General features: G+C 67.0%; 15 protein-coding genes. 5 read left to right on the top strand and 10 right to left on the bottom strand.

The window, feature by feature from the left end; translation table 11 throughout:
• The 6 genes from AC1EJR_RS24280 to AC1EJR_RS24255 all read right to left on the bottom strand — a co-directional run.
• Nucleotides 1–414: toxin VasX (locus AC1EJR_RS24280; protein ID WP_477147671.1), on the bottom strand; the 414-nt coding region annotated here is incomplete at its 3' end.
• Nucleotides 415–419: 5 nt separating this feature from the next.
• On the bottom strand, nucleotides 420–1,271 hold the full coding sequence (locus tag AC1EJR_RS24275; RefSeq protein ID WP_477109055.1) for a DUF4123 domain-containing protein: 852 nt from the start codon (nucleotides 1,269–1,271) through the stop codon (nucleotides 420–422).
• Entirely contained in the window at nucleotides 1,268–3,616 is a 2,349-nt protein-coding gene (locus AC1EJR_RS24270; protein ID WP_477147670.1) for a type VI secretion system Vgr family protein, read from the bottom strand. The genes AC1EJR_RS24275 and AC1EJR_RS24270 overlap by 4 nt, the downstream gene beginning before the upstream one ends.
• A 224-nt stretch (nucleotides 3,617–3,840) precedes the next feature.
• On the bottom strand, nucleotides 3,841–4,311 hold the full coding sequence (locus AC1EJR_RS24265; protein WP_092298156.1) for an MgtC/SapB family protein: 471 nt from the start codon (nucleotides 4,309–4,311) through the stop codon (nucleotides 3,841–3,843).
• A 102-nt stretch (nucleotides 4,312–4,413) separates the two neighbouring features.
• Nucleotides 4,414–5,109, bottom strand: coding sequence for a transglycosylase domain-containing protein (locus tag AC1EJR_RS24260; protein WP_441591815.1), 696 nt, complete (start codon nucleotides 5,107–5,109; stop codon nucleotides 4,414–4,416).
• Nucleotides 5,110–5,217: 108 nt separating this feature from the next.
• Nucleotides 5,218–6,729, bottom strand: coding sequence for a DASS family sodium-coupled anion symporter (locus AC1EJR_RS24255; protein ID WP_092298162.1), 1,512 nt, complete (start codon nucleotides 6,727–6,729; stop codon nucleotides 5,218–5,220).
• A gap of 290 nt (nucleotides 6,730–7,019) precedes the next feature.
• On the opposite strand from AC1EJR_RS24255, the gene AC1EJR_RS24250 reads away from it, so the two are divergent.
• Nucleotides 7,020–7,781 carry a tyrosine-protein phosphatase gene (locus tag AC1EJR_RS24250; RefSeq protein WP_092298165.1) on the top strand — a complete coding sequence of 254 codons (762 nt, stop codon included), beginning with the start codon at nucleotides 7,020–7,022 and terminating at the stop codon, nucleotides 7,779–7,781.
• An 18-nt stretch (nucleotides 7,782–7,799) separates the two neighbouring features.
• On the opposite strand, the gene AC1EJR_RS24245 is transcribed toward AC1EJR_RS24250, so the two are convergent.
• Both AC1EJR_RS24245 and AC1EJR_RS24240 read right to left on the bottom strand, forming a co-directional pair.
• Nucleotides 7,800–9,023 (bottom strand): acetate/propionate family kinase, encoded by a 1,224-nt coding sequence (locus AC1EJR_RS24245; protein ID WP_477147669.1) that lies wholly within the window; start codon nucleotides 9,021–9,023, stop codon nucleotides 7,800–7,802.
• 40 nt (nucleotides 9,024–9,063) lie between these two features.
• Nucleotides 9,064–10,032, bottom strand: coding sequence for a phosphate acetyltransferase (locus tag AC1EJR_RS24240; protein WP_092298171.1), 969 nt, complete (start codon nucleotides 10,030–10,032; stop codon nucleotides 9,064–9,066).
• 275 nt (nucleotides 10,033–10,307) lie between these two features.
• Between AC1EJR_RS24240 and AC1EJR_RS24235 the strand changes: the two genes are divergently transcribed.
• From AC1EJR_RS24235 to AC1EJR_RS24220, 4 genes are all read left to right on the top strand, one after another.
• Nucleotides 10,308–12,596, top strand: a complete 2,289-nt coding sequence (locus tag AC1EJR_RS24235) for a DUF3141 domain-containing protein (protein ID WP_477147668.1) — start codon at nucleotides 10,308–10,310, stop codon at nucleotides 12,594–12,596.
• Nucleotides 12,597–12,609: 13 nt separating this feature from the next.
• Nucleotides 12,610–13,389, top strand: coding sequence for an enoyl-ACP reductase FabI (fabI, locus tag AC1EJR_RS24230; protein ID WP_092298177.1), 780 nt, complete (start codon nucleotides 12,610–12,612; stop codon nucleotides 13,387–13,389).
• A 39-nt stretch (nucleotides 13,390–13,428) separates the two neighbouring features.
• Nucleotides 13,429–13,671: an RNA-binding protein gene (locus AC1EJR_RS24225; protein ID WP_092298180.1), complete on the top strand. Its 243-nt coding sequence runs from the start codon at nucleotides 13,429–13,431 to the stop codon at nucleotides 13,669–13,671.
• A gap of 85 nt (nucleotides 13,672–13,756) precedes the next feature.
• Nucleotides 13,757–14,563 (top strand): TOBE domain-containing protein, encoded by an 807-nt coding sequence (locus tag AC1EJR_RS24220; protein WP_477113807.1) that lies wholly within the window; start codon nucleotides 13,757–13,759, stop codon nucleotides 14,561–14,563.
• On the opposite strand, the gene AC1EJR_RS24215 is transcribed toward AC1EJR_RS24220, so the two are convergent.
• Entirely contained in the window at nucleotides 14,564–15,289 is a 726-nt protein-coding gene (locus AC1EJR_RS24215) for an ATP-binding cassette domain-containing protein (protein ID WP_092298186.1), read from the bottom strand.
• 13 nt (nucleotides 15,290–15,302) lie between these two features.
• Nucleotides 15,303–16,019, bottom strand: a complete 717-nt coding sequence (gene modB / locus AC1EJR_RS24210) for a molybdate ABC transporter permease subunit (RefSeq protein ID WP_477147667.1) — start codon at nucleotides 16,017–16,019, stop codon at nucleotides 15,303–15,305.
• Between the last annotated feature and the right edge of the window lie 10 nt (nucleotides 16,020–16,029).

Genomic DNA, 16,029 nt, shown 5'->3' with positions numbered 1-16,029 from the left:
GAACCAGACGATGCCTGCCTGCGTGGCGTCCGGGATGCCGATGCATCCGGCGAGTTCCACGTGTCCGGCGTCACTGCAAGGCTTGAGCGATCTTGAGCTTTCCGATACGACGGTCGCCGCGGGAATGCTCCTGTAGTAGCCATCCTCTGAGATCCAGTAAGCGTCCATTCGATCGCGTTTTTCGTCATACACATACAGGTAGCCGCAGCGTAGCAAGCGGGTCGTGTAGCGCGCGCTGCCATGCAGCGTCAGGTCCTGCTTCTGGCCTTTGCCGACGCTACGGGCGGTGTCTTCCACCTTCAGTGGCGCGGTGACCGCCGGTAGCCCCATGTCGATGGGTGCTATCGCATAGCGCACGGGCAGGATGAGCAGGCCACGCTTGTCGCAGTAGCCGCATGTTTTTTCGATGGCCATAGACGTCAGGTCCCCAAGGTTCGAGTGTTMGAGGTATCGGCTGGCGGCAGGGGCTCGGTGATCATCGCGTGCCGCTGGGCCAGRTGGTCGTAGTCCTCGGGCGTCAGCATGACGGCGAGGTCCGGCTCAATGCGCATCGCTTGCGCCGCACGCTGCGCCCAGGAGAGGTCTCGCGGCAAAGCCAGGCGTGCGAGGACCTGGTTGACCAGGGCGATGCGCTGGGCGCGCGCCCATAGGTCGATCTCGATGGGCGTGAACCCGGCGATCCGTTCTTGCGGGATCTCGTCTAGCGTAGACCCGCCATTCGCCGCCATGTCGATGGCAAACCAGTTGCCAAACCATGGGAACGCCCATGTCGAGACCGGCGCGAGCAATACCGCCAGTTGGTCCGGATTCAGCAGCCAACAAAGATTGGCGAACACCCGAGGATCAAAGAATCGCCATAGCGCCCCCTGCCCAGACCGATTGCGAGTCTTGTCGATCGGCAGCACGAGCATCTGATTCGCCAGGTGAGACGCGAGCGCATCTACGGGAACGGGCGCCTTGAGATGCGCACAGATGCGCGGTCGCGACAGCGGCTCAAGCTGTTGAGCTTCGTACTCTTCGCCCACGATGGATTCCAGCCACTGCACTTGCCGTTCACCACACTGGCGCAGATCTATCAGCATCGGCAAGCCGGTGAGATCGCCGCTCCAGTTAGTCGGAACGCAGACACGTCCGTGGAGCGGAGTCAGCTCTTCGGTGGCGCGAAACGCGCCGGGGTCGAGCAACAGGTATCCACCATGGAAAAGTGAGGGCGGCTGGCATGTGGAAATTGCGCCGGCCGAAGGCGGCATGGTCTGGTTGGGGGTCGTCATGTCAAGGCCACACTGTTCTCACCCGCTCCCGCAGCGGCGTCGGCCGATTTACTACATGCGGAAAACCCAGGAAACTTTCCGGCGATGCTATCGGGGCCGTCCCACTTGAAGTTGGCCATCTTGATGGTCACCTGCGCTGGCGAGGCGATCGTCACGTTGCCGTTCTCCAGCTTGATGTAGGCGCCGCCGCCGTCGGTCAGCGTGACGKACTTCCTCGCCTGCAGCACGACGTGCCCCTCGCTGCTGCTGATCGTCATGTTCTGCTGGGAGACGAGTTCCATCTCGTCGTGTTGCGCCTGGATCTGGACTTTTCCCTTGCTTGCGAACAACTTGATGCCCATCTTCTGCGCAAACAGCGAGATGGATTCGCCTGCTGCCACCGTGAATCGGCGCAGCGCACCCACATCGGCATTCGCGCCCGCCGTCATCGTCAGGTCGGTGCCGGCGCTTTGCAGGATCGCGTCGGGGGTGACCATGGCGATGGTGGCGTTGGCGGAAAGCAGCATGACCGCCTGCTGCAGATCCTTGATCTGGGTCTGGAGCACCTCCTGCATCGCCTTCGCGTCGGCGGCATCCGCCTGGGCAATCTGCGCGGCCTGCGCCAGTCCCTCGATACGGGCTTGCGMGTCGCCAAGGCGCTTCATCGCCTCCTGTATGTCGAGTTGCGCCCCACTTGCCTTCGGTTGGTCATCGGTTGACAGCAGCAAGCCCTTCCCACCCCGTATCGCGCCCCAACCTGACGTGCGAAGCTCGAAGCCCTCCCCGCGCTTCTTCCTCTTGCTATCCACCAAACACCCAAGGTTCAACTGGCTCTTGCCCGCATACTCGGTGGAAAGCTTGATCCCCTCCTGTCCCTCCCAGTCCTCGAAGCGCAGCTTGTTATTGCTCTGCGTGCGGATCACGTTGCGCGAGAGCCAGCGGTCCTGGTTGGTGATCAGGTCCGTGTGCTGGCTGTTGTGCTGCACGTGTGCGATGTAGGGCTTGTTGGGATTGCCGTCACGGAAAGCGACGTCCACGTAGGTGCCGTCCACCAGCGGGAAATGGAAGCCGGTCTGCCGCGCGCCGGCGAACGGCTTGGCCAGCGCCAGCGGCACGCTTTCGCCGCCCTTGGGCCATGCGTCGAAGTCGAAATCGAAGCGCACGATGTAGTGGCCGTGCTGGGTCAGGTAGGCGTATTTGTATTCACCCGGCGATGTGACACGCGCGCTCAGCGTGCCGGAAATGCGCGGCCATTTCGCCTCGTCCATCGGCAGCCGGAAGCGCCGGTCGGAAGGAATCGCCCGGTACGTGTTGCGATAGGCGGCGTCGCGGGCGCCGGTGTGGATGACCTCGGTGATGACCTGGCCATTGGGCGCGTCGGGCAGGGCCATGTCCATGCGCAGGATGCGCGCCGGGCAGAGCGCCAGCACGTTGCTCTCGCCGGCATAGACCAGTTGTTCGGCAACCTTTGCCTCATGGCGCAGTTGCGCCTCCCATTTGGCATCGTCGAAGTCGAGGTGATGGGCACCGTAGACATAGGACTCGCCGTAGGTCGTCTTCTCCTTGCGTGCGACGTTGGCGTCGCCGGTAGGCCGCTCCCACGCCTTGTCGGGATTGAAATCCGCCACCCGGAACGATGCCGGGATGGTCTTCGCATGGGTCTGGAGCGCGAACACCGATTCCTGCCCGGACTCCAGCCCCGCCGTCTCCCGGTACGGCACCCGCAGTTCCGGCTGGTAGAGGTAATGGTCGATGTCGTCACCGAAGACGATCATCTCGCCAAACTTGCCCGGGGTGAAATAGGAATAGATGCCGGATTGCTCCATCAGCAGCCGGATGTAGTCCCAGTCGGACATCCGATACTGCATGCGGAACGCAAGCTGCGGATACTTGCGCCGCAGCCGGAAGATGAACTGGTGACCCTTGAGTTCGTGCCGGCGCAGGATCGCCTCGATGATCTCCGGGAAGGTCTGCCGCTGGTAGATGCGGCGGGCCTGCGTGAGGCGCAGGCGTGCAACAAGGGGCTCTACCACGATCTCGTAGCCACAGAAATCGTGCGTCTGGCGGGTCTTGCTGAACTGCGTGATGCAGCCGGCGAATTGGCGTGGCAGCGCGCCGTCGGCCGGCGCGATGGAAAACGTTGCCGCTTTGCCCAGGTAGTCGGCCTGGTTCAGTACGAGCGGGTGCGTGAGCTGGATGGTGACGGCGTAGGGCTCGCCCAGGCGTTCCACGGCCTTGAAGGAGACCACGGACAGCCCCGCCGCGCTTGCCGCGCCGGGCACCGCCAGGAAATAGGCCTGACGCCCGGTCAGCCCCTCGTCCAGCGCGCCGCCGTAAGCCTTCAGTTCTTCCCCAAGATCCGCCATGCCTTTGCGCTCCGTTGTCAGCCTGATAAAGCCTGCTGCAAGGACAACGCGTCGTGCGACGCGAGCCTTGCGCGCCGCACGATAAACGGATTCTCAGGGGGTGGAAATGCTTTGGCTGGGGTAACTCAGGGGCGTTTGATCAAGGCTCAATCGCCATGCAGATTCAGGGTTCTTCTATATCTCTAGCCCGCCGTGCATGCTAGCGGGCGCGAAAGATCATCGTGCTACTTCTTGAGCCGATAGAGCACCTGCAGGATCACGAGCCCGAACAGCGTGCCGACCACGGCCGTGCTTTCGCGGCCGAGGCCGCAAGCCACGCCGATGGCGGCCACGGTCCAGATGCTGGCGGCCGTAGTCAGGCCCTGGATGTTTTCCTCGCTGTTGAGCTTGATGATGGCGCCCGCGCCCAGGAAGCCGATGCCGGACGCCACGCCCTGAAGCACGCGGCTCATGTCCGCGACCTCCATGCCCGCCATCAGCGGCACGAGCACGAACAGCGCCGATCCCAGCGCCACGAGCATGTGCGTGCGCAAGCCGGCGGCCTTGCCGGCCGCTTCCCGCTCGAACCCGATCAGCCCGCCCAGCACGATCGCGAGCGTGAGCCGCGTGAGAATGCGGGTCAGTTCCGCGACATCGGGGATATCGGCGAATTCCGAACGCAGCGTGCTGTAGACCTCTCCCCAGATCCCATCCATGGCAGGCTCTCCGTGATCGTCTTGCGGGGAGGCTAGCATGCAGGGCGCTGCGCGCGCAGTCGGGCGCCGGCTGACAGCGGAAGTGCCGAGGTCAGCCCAAATTCACCGCAGGCGCAGCGGCTCGAGCAGCGCGGCGTCGTATTGGGCGCGCGAGATCCGGCCGAGTTCCATCATCCGCAGCAGGATATAGGTCTGCCGCTGGCGCGCCCGGCGCGGGTTGACCACGGGATTGTTGGCCGATGGCGCCTTGGGCAGGCCGGCCAGCATCGCGCATTCGGCCAGCGTGAGCTGGGCCACGGGCTTGGCGAAGTAGGTCTGGGCGGCCTCGTCGAAGCCATAGGCGCCCTGGCCGAGGTAGATCTTGTTCAGATAGATCTCAAGGATCTCGTCCTTGGTCAGCGCGCGCTCGATCCGGTAGGCCATCAGCACTTCGTAGAGCTTGCGCGTGTAGGTCTTCTGGCGCGACAGGAAGAAGTTGCGCGCCACCTGCATGGTGATGGTGGACGCCCCTTGGGAGAGGTCGTCCGAGAGATTGGCGATGCCGGCCCGCATCACGCCGACGTAGTCCACGCCGTCATGGAGATAGAAGCGGTCATCCTCGATGGCCACCACCGCCTCGCGCAGCGCCGGCGGGAACTGGCGTAGCTCGACATAGTCCGGCGTCTTGCGGAAGGCGGTCAGGGAGTCGAGCGACGGAAGCTGGCGGTCGGCCACCAGTACCGCGAAGGCGATGAGCAATGCACCGCCGAGTACGGCGAGCAGGACGAGTTTGACGAAGGCGGACCAGAGGCGTTGCATGGCGCATATTTTGCCATGGGTCCGATGACGATTCGGAAATTGCCGATCGCCCGCCTTAATTCGAGCACGGGTTTCGTGATGGGGGCGTCTTGTTGGCGGGGACGGCGGTCAGACCCAGCCGAGCCAGCGCCAGTACGTGGCCGCGAACAGCAGCATCAGGCCATAGCCGATGATCGTCAGCGGAATGCCCACGCGGGCGAACTGTCGGCCGTCGAAGGTGTCCGTGCCGAGGCAGACCATGTTCTGCGGCGCGTTGATCGGCAGGATGAAGCCGAAGCTGACCGTGAAGCCGAGCAGCATGGTCATGCCGACCTTGTTGATGTCGCCCGGCAGCGTCTGGAGCACAGAGATCAGGATGGGCAGCAGCGCGGCGGTCAGCGCGGTGGCGCTGGCGAACCCCAGATGGATCAGGATCAGGAACGCGGACAGCACCGCGAAGACCATCAGCACGCCATGGTCGGCAAGGCCGGAATGCGTGACCACGAACTTGCCGAGCCACTGGCCGGCCTGCGTGGTCAGCAGCGCGGTGCCAAGGCTGATGCCGACGCCGAACACGATCAGCGTGCCCCACGGCGTGCGCGCCTGCATGGTCTTCCAGTCCATCACGCCAAAGCGCGGCAGCATCAGGATCACCAGGCCGACGAAGGTGATCGTCGCGGTGTCGAAGCTGTGCAGCTTGCCCTCGGTCGCCCAGAACACCAGCAGGCCGATGGCGACGGCGGCGAGACGTTTCTGCGGGCCGGTCATCGGCCCGAGCGCGGCCAGTTCGCGCTGCACGGCTTCCTTGCCGCCGGCAATCGCATCGGTTTCAGGCGGCAGCAGCCAGCGCACGAGGAAATAGAGCACCGCCGACATGATGAGCGCCCACGGCGCGCCGGCGATCAGCCATTGCAGCCAGGTCACGCGCTCCCCGAGCAGCTTGTCCATGAAGCCGGCGGTCAGCAGGTTCTGCGCGGCGGCGGTCTGGATACCGACGTTCCACACGCTGGTGGCCATCGCCACCATGATCATGATGCCGGCGGCGGTATTGGACTTCTTGTCCACGCCGAACGCGGCAATCACGCCCATCATGATCGGCACCGTGCAGGCGCTACGCGCGGTGGCGCTGGGTACGACCAGGCTGAGGATGATCGTGACCGCGATGGTGCCGATGAGGATGCGGCGCGTGCTGGTGCCGATGGCGGAGAGCGTGACCAGCGCGATGCGCCGGTCGAGTCCCGTCACGGTCATCGCAGCCGAGATGAACAGCGCGGCCGCCACCAGCGCGAGCGCCGTGTTCGAGAAGCCGGCCAGCGCCATGCCCAGCGCGCGCGAGGTGCCGTAGTTGACCGTGGAATCGGCCACCGTCGGCGCGAAGCCGATCAGGCCCGCCATCAGCGAGGTGATCATGATCGCGCTGGTCTCGTAGGTCACCGCCTCGGTGATCCACACGACCACGGCGAAGGCGAGGATGGCGAGCATGCGCTGCCCCGCGATGGGAAGCCCTTCGGGCGTAGGTATCAGGAGTACCGCGGCGAGCACGGCGAGGGCGAGGTACAAGCCCCAGTGGAGGGTCACCTTGGGGGTGACGGGCGCCGACTTGGCGGCGGCAGGTGCAGCAGAGATATGCGAGTCAGGCATCTTGACTTCCTAAGTGGATGAGCCTGTCGACGCGGTCGTCACGCAGGGTCGCCGCGGTCGACCCACGCATTATGAGAAGCGTGCCTGCCCATGCCAAGGCACCGCGTCAGCGCGATTTGTCCAGGATCAAGCCTCTGCAAGATCAGGCATCGGGGGCGACACACGGTGCGTCACGGCGGCGCAACGGATGGCGGACATTGGGCGATTCCCGATGGCGCCGCGTGTCCTCGATCTGAAATAATTGGGGACGATGTTGAAAACCCTTCGATCACCCTTAACCGGACACCGACATGGTGACTCACCCAACACACATCCGTCCGTGCCTGCCGCTGGAGACGATCAGCAACGCACGTGACCTCGGTGGCCTCGTCGGCGCGCATGGGCGCCGCGTGCGTCACGGCAAGCTCTTTCGCAGCGGCAATCCGGCGCTGGCCAGCGTGGCGGACCTGGATCGCCTGCATGCGCTGGGCCTCGACATGGTCATCGACTTTCGCTCGGCCGGCGAGAAGTCCCCGCAGGAGGCCGCCTTCGGTGAGCGCTTCCGCTGGATTCCCGTGCCGGTGCTGGAGGGCAGCATGGCGATGGACGTGCTGATGCCACGTCTGCGTGACAGCACGCCGGCGCAGGTCCACGCCTTTATGGTCGATGTCTACCGCGATTTCCCGGTGCGCTATCGCGACGCGTTCGGCGGCTTCCTGCGCAATGCGGAGACAGGCGGCACGCTGTACTACCACTGCACGGCCGGCAAGGACCGCACCGGCTTTGCGTCGCTGCTGCTGCTGTCCGCGCTTGGCGTGGCGCGGGACGACATCGTCGCCAACTACCTCGAGTCCAACCACTGGAACCGCCGCTTCAACGAGGCGATCCTCGCGCGAACCGAGGCGCTGGGCGTGCCGCCCGACGTCATCATGCCGTTGCTCGAGGTGCGGCCGGAATACCTGGAGGCGTCGATCGCCGCCATCGAGCAGGCGCACGGCGGCCTGGAGGCTTATCTGGCCGATGGTCTTGGCGTCGATATCGACCGCCTGCGCGGCCACTATCTCGAAGCCTGAGCCCGGCCGCCGCCGCTACTACAGTCCGCCGCGCTCGCGCAGGATGCGCGCGGTGGAGAGCGCAATCATGCCTTCCTCGTCGGTCGGCAGCACCAGCACGGGCACGCGGCTGTCGTCGCGGCTCACGCGCTGGGTGTTGGCGGCATTGGCCTGCTCGTCAAGGCGGACGCCGAACAGCCCGTCGAGGTAGGCGCAGATGCGCGCACGCACCTCGGMGGAGTTCGCACCGATGCCTGCCGTGAACACCAGCGTATCGAGCCCGCCCAGCGTGACGGCCAGCTTGCCGATCTCCTGCGCGGCGCGATAGGCGTAGAAGTTCACCGCCAGTACGGCGCGCGGCTCGTTGCTGGCCAGCAGCACGCGCATGTCGCTGCTGATGCCGGAAATCCCCTTGAGCCCCGACTGGCCGTACAGCATGGCCTGGATCGCATCGGCTTCCATGCCTTGCGCGGCGAGCCACAGCACCGCGCCCGGATCGATATTGCCGCAGCGCGTGCCCATCGGCATGCCATCCAGCGCGGTCAGTCCCATTGTCGATTCCACACTCCGGCCCTCGCGCATCGCGCAGAGGCTGGCGCCGTTGCCAAGATGCGCCACGATGACACGGCCTTCGGCGAGGTCCGGCGCCACCTGCCGCAGCCGGCGCGCGATATACGCATACGACAGCCCGTGGAAGCCATAGCGGCGGATGCCGCGCTCGTAGTACTCGTACGGCAGCGCCATCAACTGCGCGAGCGGGTCGTGGCCGGCGTGGAAGGCGGTGTCGAAGCAGGCCACCTGCAGCAGCTCCGGCACGGCGGCGCGCACCGCACGGATCGCGGTCAGGTTATGCGGCTGGTGGAGCGGGGCGAGCGGGACGAGGGCCTCCAGCCGCTCGATCACGTTGTCGTCGATCGCCACCGCATCGGCGAAGTCTGCGCCGCCATGCACCACGCGATGGCCGACCGCCACCGGTGGCGTATCGCGCAGGCCCACGCTCAGCGTCAGCCGAATCAGGCGGAAGGCGGCATCGTGGTCGGCCACCTGCTCCACGGGAAACTGCTCATCGGCCACGACGCGGCCGTCGGCCATGCGCGCGGTCAGGCGCGGCGCCACGCCGATGCCCTCGATCTGCCCGTGCGCGGCCAGTTCGGGCTGGATATCGACATTGTGATGCGCCGACTCGGGCACCACGTAGATGGAAACCTTCACGCTCGATGACCCGGCGTTGACAACGAGGATCACGGGATGGACGGTACTCAAGATGATTCTCCTGGCGACTGTCTTGGCGCTGGCATCGCGCTCAGGCGGGCACGGCGGCGGCGGTGCGGCGCGCATGCGCAAGCAACACGGCGATGGCGCAACTGCCGATGCGCGCGCGCACGCTGTCGGCACGGCTCGTCAGGATGATCGGCACCCGTGCGCCCAGCACGATGCCGGCGGCCTCGGCGCCGGCCAGGAAGGTGAGCTGCTTGGCGAGCATGTTGCCGGCCTCGAGGTCCGGCACGAGCAGGATGTCGGGGTCGCCGGCCACCTCGGAGTGGATGCCCTTGGTGTCCGCTGCGGCCTTGCTGATCGCGTTGTCGAAGGCCAGCGGGCCGTCGAGGATGCCGCCTTCGATCTGGCCGCGCCGGCTCATCATGCAGAGCGCTGCCGCGTCGATGGTCGACGGAATCTTGTCGGTGACGGTTTCCACGGCGGAGAGGATCGCCACCTTGGGCGTCTCGATGCCGAGCACGCGCACCAGGTCGATGGCGTTGCGGACGATGTCGGCCTTCTCGTTCAGCGTGGGGAAGATGTTGACCGCCGCGTCGGTGATGAACAGCGGCTTGTGATAGGTGGGCACGTCCATCGCAAACACGTGCGAGAGGCGCCGGCCCGTGCGCAGGCCGCTCGCCGAACTGGCCACCGCGTGCATCAGCTCGTCGCTGTGCAGGCTGCCCTTCATCAGCAGTTCGGCCTCGCCGGCACGCACCGCTTCCACGGCACGCGCGGCGGCGGCGTGGCTGTGCGGGACGTCGAGGATGCGGGTGCCTTCCAGCGACAGCCCGTGTTCCGCCGCGACATGGCGGATGCGGACTTCGGGGCCGACCAGCAGTGGCACGATCAGGCCGAGCCGAGCCGCCTCGAGCGCGCCATCGAGCGAACTGTAGTCGCACGGATGGGCCACGGCGGTGGGAATCGGCGGCAGGCCCGCGCAGCGCGCGAGCAGCATGGCGTACTTGTCGCCGGTCGGCGGCAACGCGGACGGGTCCAACGTAGGTGTGAGCATGGGCAGCGTTCCCTGGAACCAATATTCTGGAGTCGGGCAGGCATCCCCCGGGGGCCAAGGATGCTGCATTGCGCAAACGGCATCTGCGAGTATAGGTCGGKCGACGATGACACGCCAGCGTCATATCCGGCGCGGAAATTGCACGAATCTGCGCCATCGGTTGTCTTCGTCCGCCGAGGCTGGTAGATTTTTACTTGCTGCATCGCAACAGGCGCCTAGTACGCCGCTGCGACCCGTCTGACCACCTCCACACCTTCCCAGAGGGGAGAATCGGAATGAATGCACGCCAACCCGCCGGGAGCGGTCCCGCTCCCGCGCAAGATGAATCCGCATCGCCTCCGCCGTTCCCAGATCTCTCGGCAATCTCCGCTTACGCTGCCCATCCCCTGGCCCAGGCCGCCTGGGAGTATGGCGTCGACGCCTGGCAGCGCAGCATCCTCTTCCTCGACATCCTGCGCCGGCGCGGCAACGAGACGGCCGAGCACGAGCGCGGTGGCATGCCGCCCGTGCTGGTGTTCGAACATGAATTGCTGATGGACGGGCGCACGATGCCCAAGCCCGTCAATTACGCGCTGCTGCGCATCGTCCCGCCGGAGGCCAATCCGACCGATCCCGACAAGCGCCCCTTCGTGGTGATGGACCCGCGCGCGGGCCATGGCCCCGGCATCGGCGGCTTCAAGGCCGACAGTGAAATCGGCAACGCCATCCGTGGCGGCCATCCGTGCTACTTCATCACCTTCTTCCGCGATCCCTGCCCGGGGCAGACCATCGAGGACGTGGCGCGGCTCGAAGCCACCTTCCTGCTAGCGGTGGCCGAGCGCCATCCGAACGCGCCGGGCAAGCCGTTCGTGGTCGGCAACTGCCAGGCCGGCTGGGCGCTGCTGATCCTGGCCGCCGCCGCGCCCGACGTGACCGGCCCGATCCTGCTGGCCGGCGCGCCCGTGGCGTACTGGGCCGGCGTGCGCGGCAAGAATCCGATGCGCTACAGCGGCGGCCTGCTCGGCGGCTCGTGGCTCTCCTCGCTGGCCGCCGACATGGGTAACGGCCGCTTCGACGGCGCGTGGCTGGTGCAGAACTTCGAGAAGCTCAACCCGGCCAACGCGCTCTGGGAAAAGCTCTACAACGTCTACGCCAAGGCCGATACGGAAGGCCCGCGCTTCCTCGAGTTCGAGCGCTGGTGGGGCGGCCACTTCCTGATGAACCGCGAGGAGATCGACTGGATCGTCCAGAACCTGTTCGTCGGCAACCACTTGACCGCCGGTGAGATCCACAGCGCCGATGGCGAGACCGTGATCGACCTGCGCAACGTGCGCTCGCCCGTGATCGTATTCGCGTCCTGGGGCGACAACATCACGCCGCCCCAGCAGGCGCTGAACTGGATCCCCGATCTCTACGCCAACGTGGACGAGATCGTGGCCAACCAGCAGACCATCGTCTACTGCCTGCATCCGTCGATTGGCCACCTCGGCATCTTCGTCTCGGCCAGCGTGGCCAACCGCGAGCACACCGAGCTGTTCTGCGCGCTCGACCTGATCGACGTGCTGCCGCCCGGTCTCTATGAAGCGAAGATCGAGGACGTGGCGCCGGGGACCTCGCACCGCGACCTGATCGAGGGCCGCTACCTGGTCCGCTTCKAGCGCCGCACCATCGACGATATTCTCGCGCTCGACGATGGTCGAGACGACGAGCGCCCGTTCGAGGTGGTGCGCCGCGTGGCCGAGATCAACCAGCATCTGTACGACACCTATGCGTCGCCGTTCGTCCGCGCCGCCGCCACCGAAGTCACCGCCGAGGCGATCCGCGAGACCCATCCCTCGCGCATGGAGCGCAAGCTCGCCAGCGACACCAATCCGCTGATGGCCTGGGTCGGCGCGCTGGCGCCGATGGTGCGCGAGCATCGCCAGCCGGTTTCGGCCGACAACCCGTTCATGGCGATGCAGACGGCGATGTCCGACCAGATCGTCACGATGCTGAACCAGTACCGCGACGTGCGCGATGCCTGGCAGGAGCAGTGGTTCGAATCGCTCTACGCCACGCCGTGGCTGCCGGCGATGCTCGGCATGGAGACCACGGCGCGGCGCGCGGAGTCGCCGGCCATCCACGCGCTGCGCGCGGAGGTGGCCGAACTGCGCAAGCGCGAGGCGCTGGCGCACGTGGGCGAAGGCACGGCGCTCGACGCCTTCACGCGCATCCTGGCCTACGTGACGGAGGGCAAGTCCGCCATCGAGGAGCGGCCGTTCAACCTGCTGCGCAAGCTCGCGCGCGAGAACCCGCCGGAGAAGCGCGTGACGCTGGCGCAGTTCAAGGACGCGGTCTGGCGCCAGAGCTATGTGGTGAGCCTCGATGCCGCCGCGGCGCTGCAGGCGCTGCCGGCGCTGGTGCCGGACATGAAGGAGCGCCGCCGCGTGATGGTGCTCGCGCATCGCGTACTGACCGTGGGCGGGCCGCTCGATGACGACTGGCTGGCGCGCTATCGCCAGGTGGCCGCCGTGCTCGGCGCGGACCACAGCAGCCCGGCCACGCGCGACGCCGAGGCCGGTGCGGCCACCGATTCTGCCACCTGAGGAGGGCCGCGCCATGGTGCAGGTACCCAATCCGCCGCTGGCCGGCGCCCGTGTGCTGGTGGTGGGCGTGGCCAATGAAGACTCGATCGCCTGGGGCTGCGCGCGCGCGTTCCGCGAGCTGGGCGCCGAGATCGCCATGACTTACCTCAACGACAAGGCGCATCCGCACGTGGCGCCGCTGGCGGCGCAGGTCGCCGCCCCAATCTTCATGCCGCTGAACGTGGAGGACGAGACGCAGATGACTGCGCTGTTCGCGCGCATCGCCGAGGACTGGGGCCGGCTGGACGCCGTGGTGCATTCGGTGGCCTTCGCACCGAAGGCGGACCTCCAGGGCGGGCTGCTCAATTCTTCCGCCGAGGGCTTCGCCCGAGCCATGGATGTCTCGTGCCACTCGTTCATCCGCATGGCGCGCCGCGCGGTGCCGCTGATGACCGAAGGCGGCACGCTGTTCGCGATGAGCTACGACGGCGCCAACCGCGTGGTGCCGAACTACAACCTGATGGGGCCGGTGAAGGCCGCGCTCGAGGCCAGCTGCCGCTACCTCGCGCACGAGCTGGGGCCGCAGGGCATCCGCGTGCATGCGATCTCGCCAGGGCCGCTGAAGACGCGCGCGGCTTCGGGGCTCAAGGACTTCGACCTGCTGCTCGCGGAGGCCGCCGGCCGCGCGCCGCTCGGCGAACTGGTCGACATCATGGACGTGGGCTTCGCCACGGCCTACCTGGCGACGCCCTACGCGCGCCGGCTGTCCGGCAACACGGTCTACGTGGACGGTGGCGTGCACATCATGGCGTAGCGCGGCGGCGCAAGACTTTGGTAACCAGGAGAGGCTGTAATGCAGGTACTGATCCGTGGGCTGCATCGGGATGTGACCGAGGACATGCTGCGGGACAAGCTCAAGGGCTACGCGCCCGTGAACTCGGTGGAACTGGTGCGCGATGGCGATCCCAATCACCCGTGGGCCTGGGTGGACCTGGCGGTGGACCCCTTCACCGCATGGCGCCTGCTGCGCCAGCTCGACAAGCAATACTTCGCCGGCAGCGTGATGCGCTGGTACATCCCGGCGCACCAGAGCTGAGGAGGATGGCGGGGAGGGCGGGGAGGTCGCCGGGGGCACCGCTTCGCAGTACCATAGCCGCACCTCGGCAACCGTACACCTCCACATGCTAGAACTCCAAGGCGCCATCTGGTTTCGCGCCGGCACGCAGGACTGGGGCGGACGCGACCGCATCGCGCTGCTGGCCGCCATTGGCGAGCGTGGCTCGATCACCGCCGCCGCGCGCGCGGTGGGCATCAGCTACAAGGCCGCGTGGGACGCCATCGACGCCATGAACAACAGCGCCGGCGAGCCGCTGGTCTCGCGCGCCGCGGGCGGCAAGGGCGGCGGCGGCACGCGGCTGACCGAACGCGCCGAGCGGCTGATCCGCACCTACCGGGCGATGGAAACCGAGCACGCCCGCTTCGTCGCCTATCTCGACAAGCTGGGCGGGGCGATTTCCGACGCCAATCCCGATGACATCCACCTGATGAGGCGCCTTATGATCCAGACCAGTGCCCGCAACAAGCTGTTCGGCCGCGTGGCCGCCGTGCGCGGCGGTGCGGTCAATGACGAAGTGACGCTGACGCTCTCGGGCGGTCAGCAGGTAGTGTCGACGATTACCCACGAGAGCGTCGAGACGCTGGGCCTGGCGCCCGGCGCCGAGGCGTTCGCGCTGGTCAAGGCGTCGTCGGTGCTGATCGGGCTGCCCGATCCGGGCATGCGGCTGTCCGCCCGCAACCAGTTGCCGGGCGTGGTGGCCCGCGTGGTGCCGGGCGCCGTCAATGCCGAGATCGTGCTGGACCTCGACGGCGGCGGCACCGTGGCGGCCATCATCACCAATGGGTCGCTGGCGGATCTGGGGCTGAAAGAGGGCGTCCGCGCCCTGGCGATCTTCAAGGCCTCCAGCGTGATCCTTGGGACGATGGCCTGACTAGATGGCGTGCGCGGGCTGCTGCGGAGCGTAGACCGGCGGATGCTGCCTGCCGCGCCCGCCGCCGTGGATGCGGCCGTCGCGGATCTCCAGCACGTGGTCGCCCAGTATTTCCACGTCCTTCGGGTCGTGCGAGATGACGACCATCGGCACGTCCAGGCTCTCCTGCAGCGCGCGCAGCTCGGCGCGCATCCGCGTGCGCAGCGCAGGGTCCAGGGCCGAGAACGGCTCGTCCAGCAGGACGATGTCCGGCTGCGCCACCAGCGCGCGTGCCAGCGCCACGCGCTGCTTCTGTCCCCCTGAAATCTGGATCGGATACTGGTTGACGATCTCGCGCAGCCCGAAGGCATCCACCCAGCGCGCAGCCTCGGGCGGCAGCGCGCGGCGCGCCGGGTTGCGCCAGCCCTGGCTGAGCCCGAAGGCGATGTTCTGCGCCACGGTCAGGTGCGGGAACAGCGCGTAGTCCTGGAACAGGTAGGCCACGCGGCGCTCCTGCGGGCGCACATCCACGCCGGTCTCGCTGTCGAACAACACGCGGCCGTTCAGGACGATGCGACCGCTGTCGGGCGCCAGCAGCCCGGCAATCGCGCGCAGCGTCAGGCTCTTGCCGGCGCCGGACGGGCCGAACATGGCGATGCGCCGGCTGTCGGAATCGAAGTCGATGTCGAGCGCGAACTGGCGGTCAGCCGTGACAATGCGCTTGCGGATGGTGACGTGCATGCTCATGGCGATCTCACCGTCAGCGCGTGGCCGGGCCGCGCCGGAAGCGGCGCCGCTCGTAACTATCGCCAAGGCCGCGCGCGGCCGGCGGCACCAGCCGGCCGGCAATCACCAGCAGCACCACGCAGGTGACCGACGTCACCAACACCAGCAGGTTGGCGGTGTTGTCGTCGCCAGCCTGCACCGCCTCGTAGATGGCCACGGACAGCGTCTGGGTGCGGCCCGGCAGGTTGCCGGCGATCATCAGCGTGGCGCCGAACTCGCCCAGCGCGCGCGCGAAGGCCAGCAGCACGCCGGCCACGATGCCGCGCAGCGCCAGCGGCAGCGTCACCCGGAAGAAGATCCCGGTCTCGGACACGCCCAGCACCCGGGCGGCGTTCTCAAGCTGGTGATCCACGCCCTCGAAGGCAGCCCGCGCGGACTTCAGCACCAGCGGGAACGCCACCACCGTGGAGGCCAGCACCGCGCCCTGCCACGTGAAGACCAGCGTGATGCCGATCGATTCGAGCCAGGCGCCGAACACGCCGCGCCGGCCCACCAGCACCAGCAGGTAGTAGCCGAGCACGGTGGGCGGCAGCACCAGCGGCAGGGTCAGGATTGCATCGACGACATCCMGCGCCGACGAGCGCCAGCGCGCGATGCCATACGCCGCCGCCACGCCCAGCACGGCGTTGAGCAGCGTCGCCCATCCCGCCACCTTGAGCGAGAGCAGGAGCGGGGTCCAGATGCCATCCATGACGATGTGG

The organism is Cupriavidus sp. 05T42 (genome assembly GCF_056396345.1).
Note: the sequence above shows the minus strand (reverse complement) of the source record. Positions and strands in the feature narration are given on the sequence as shown.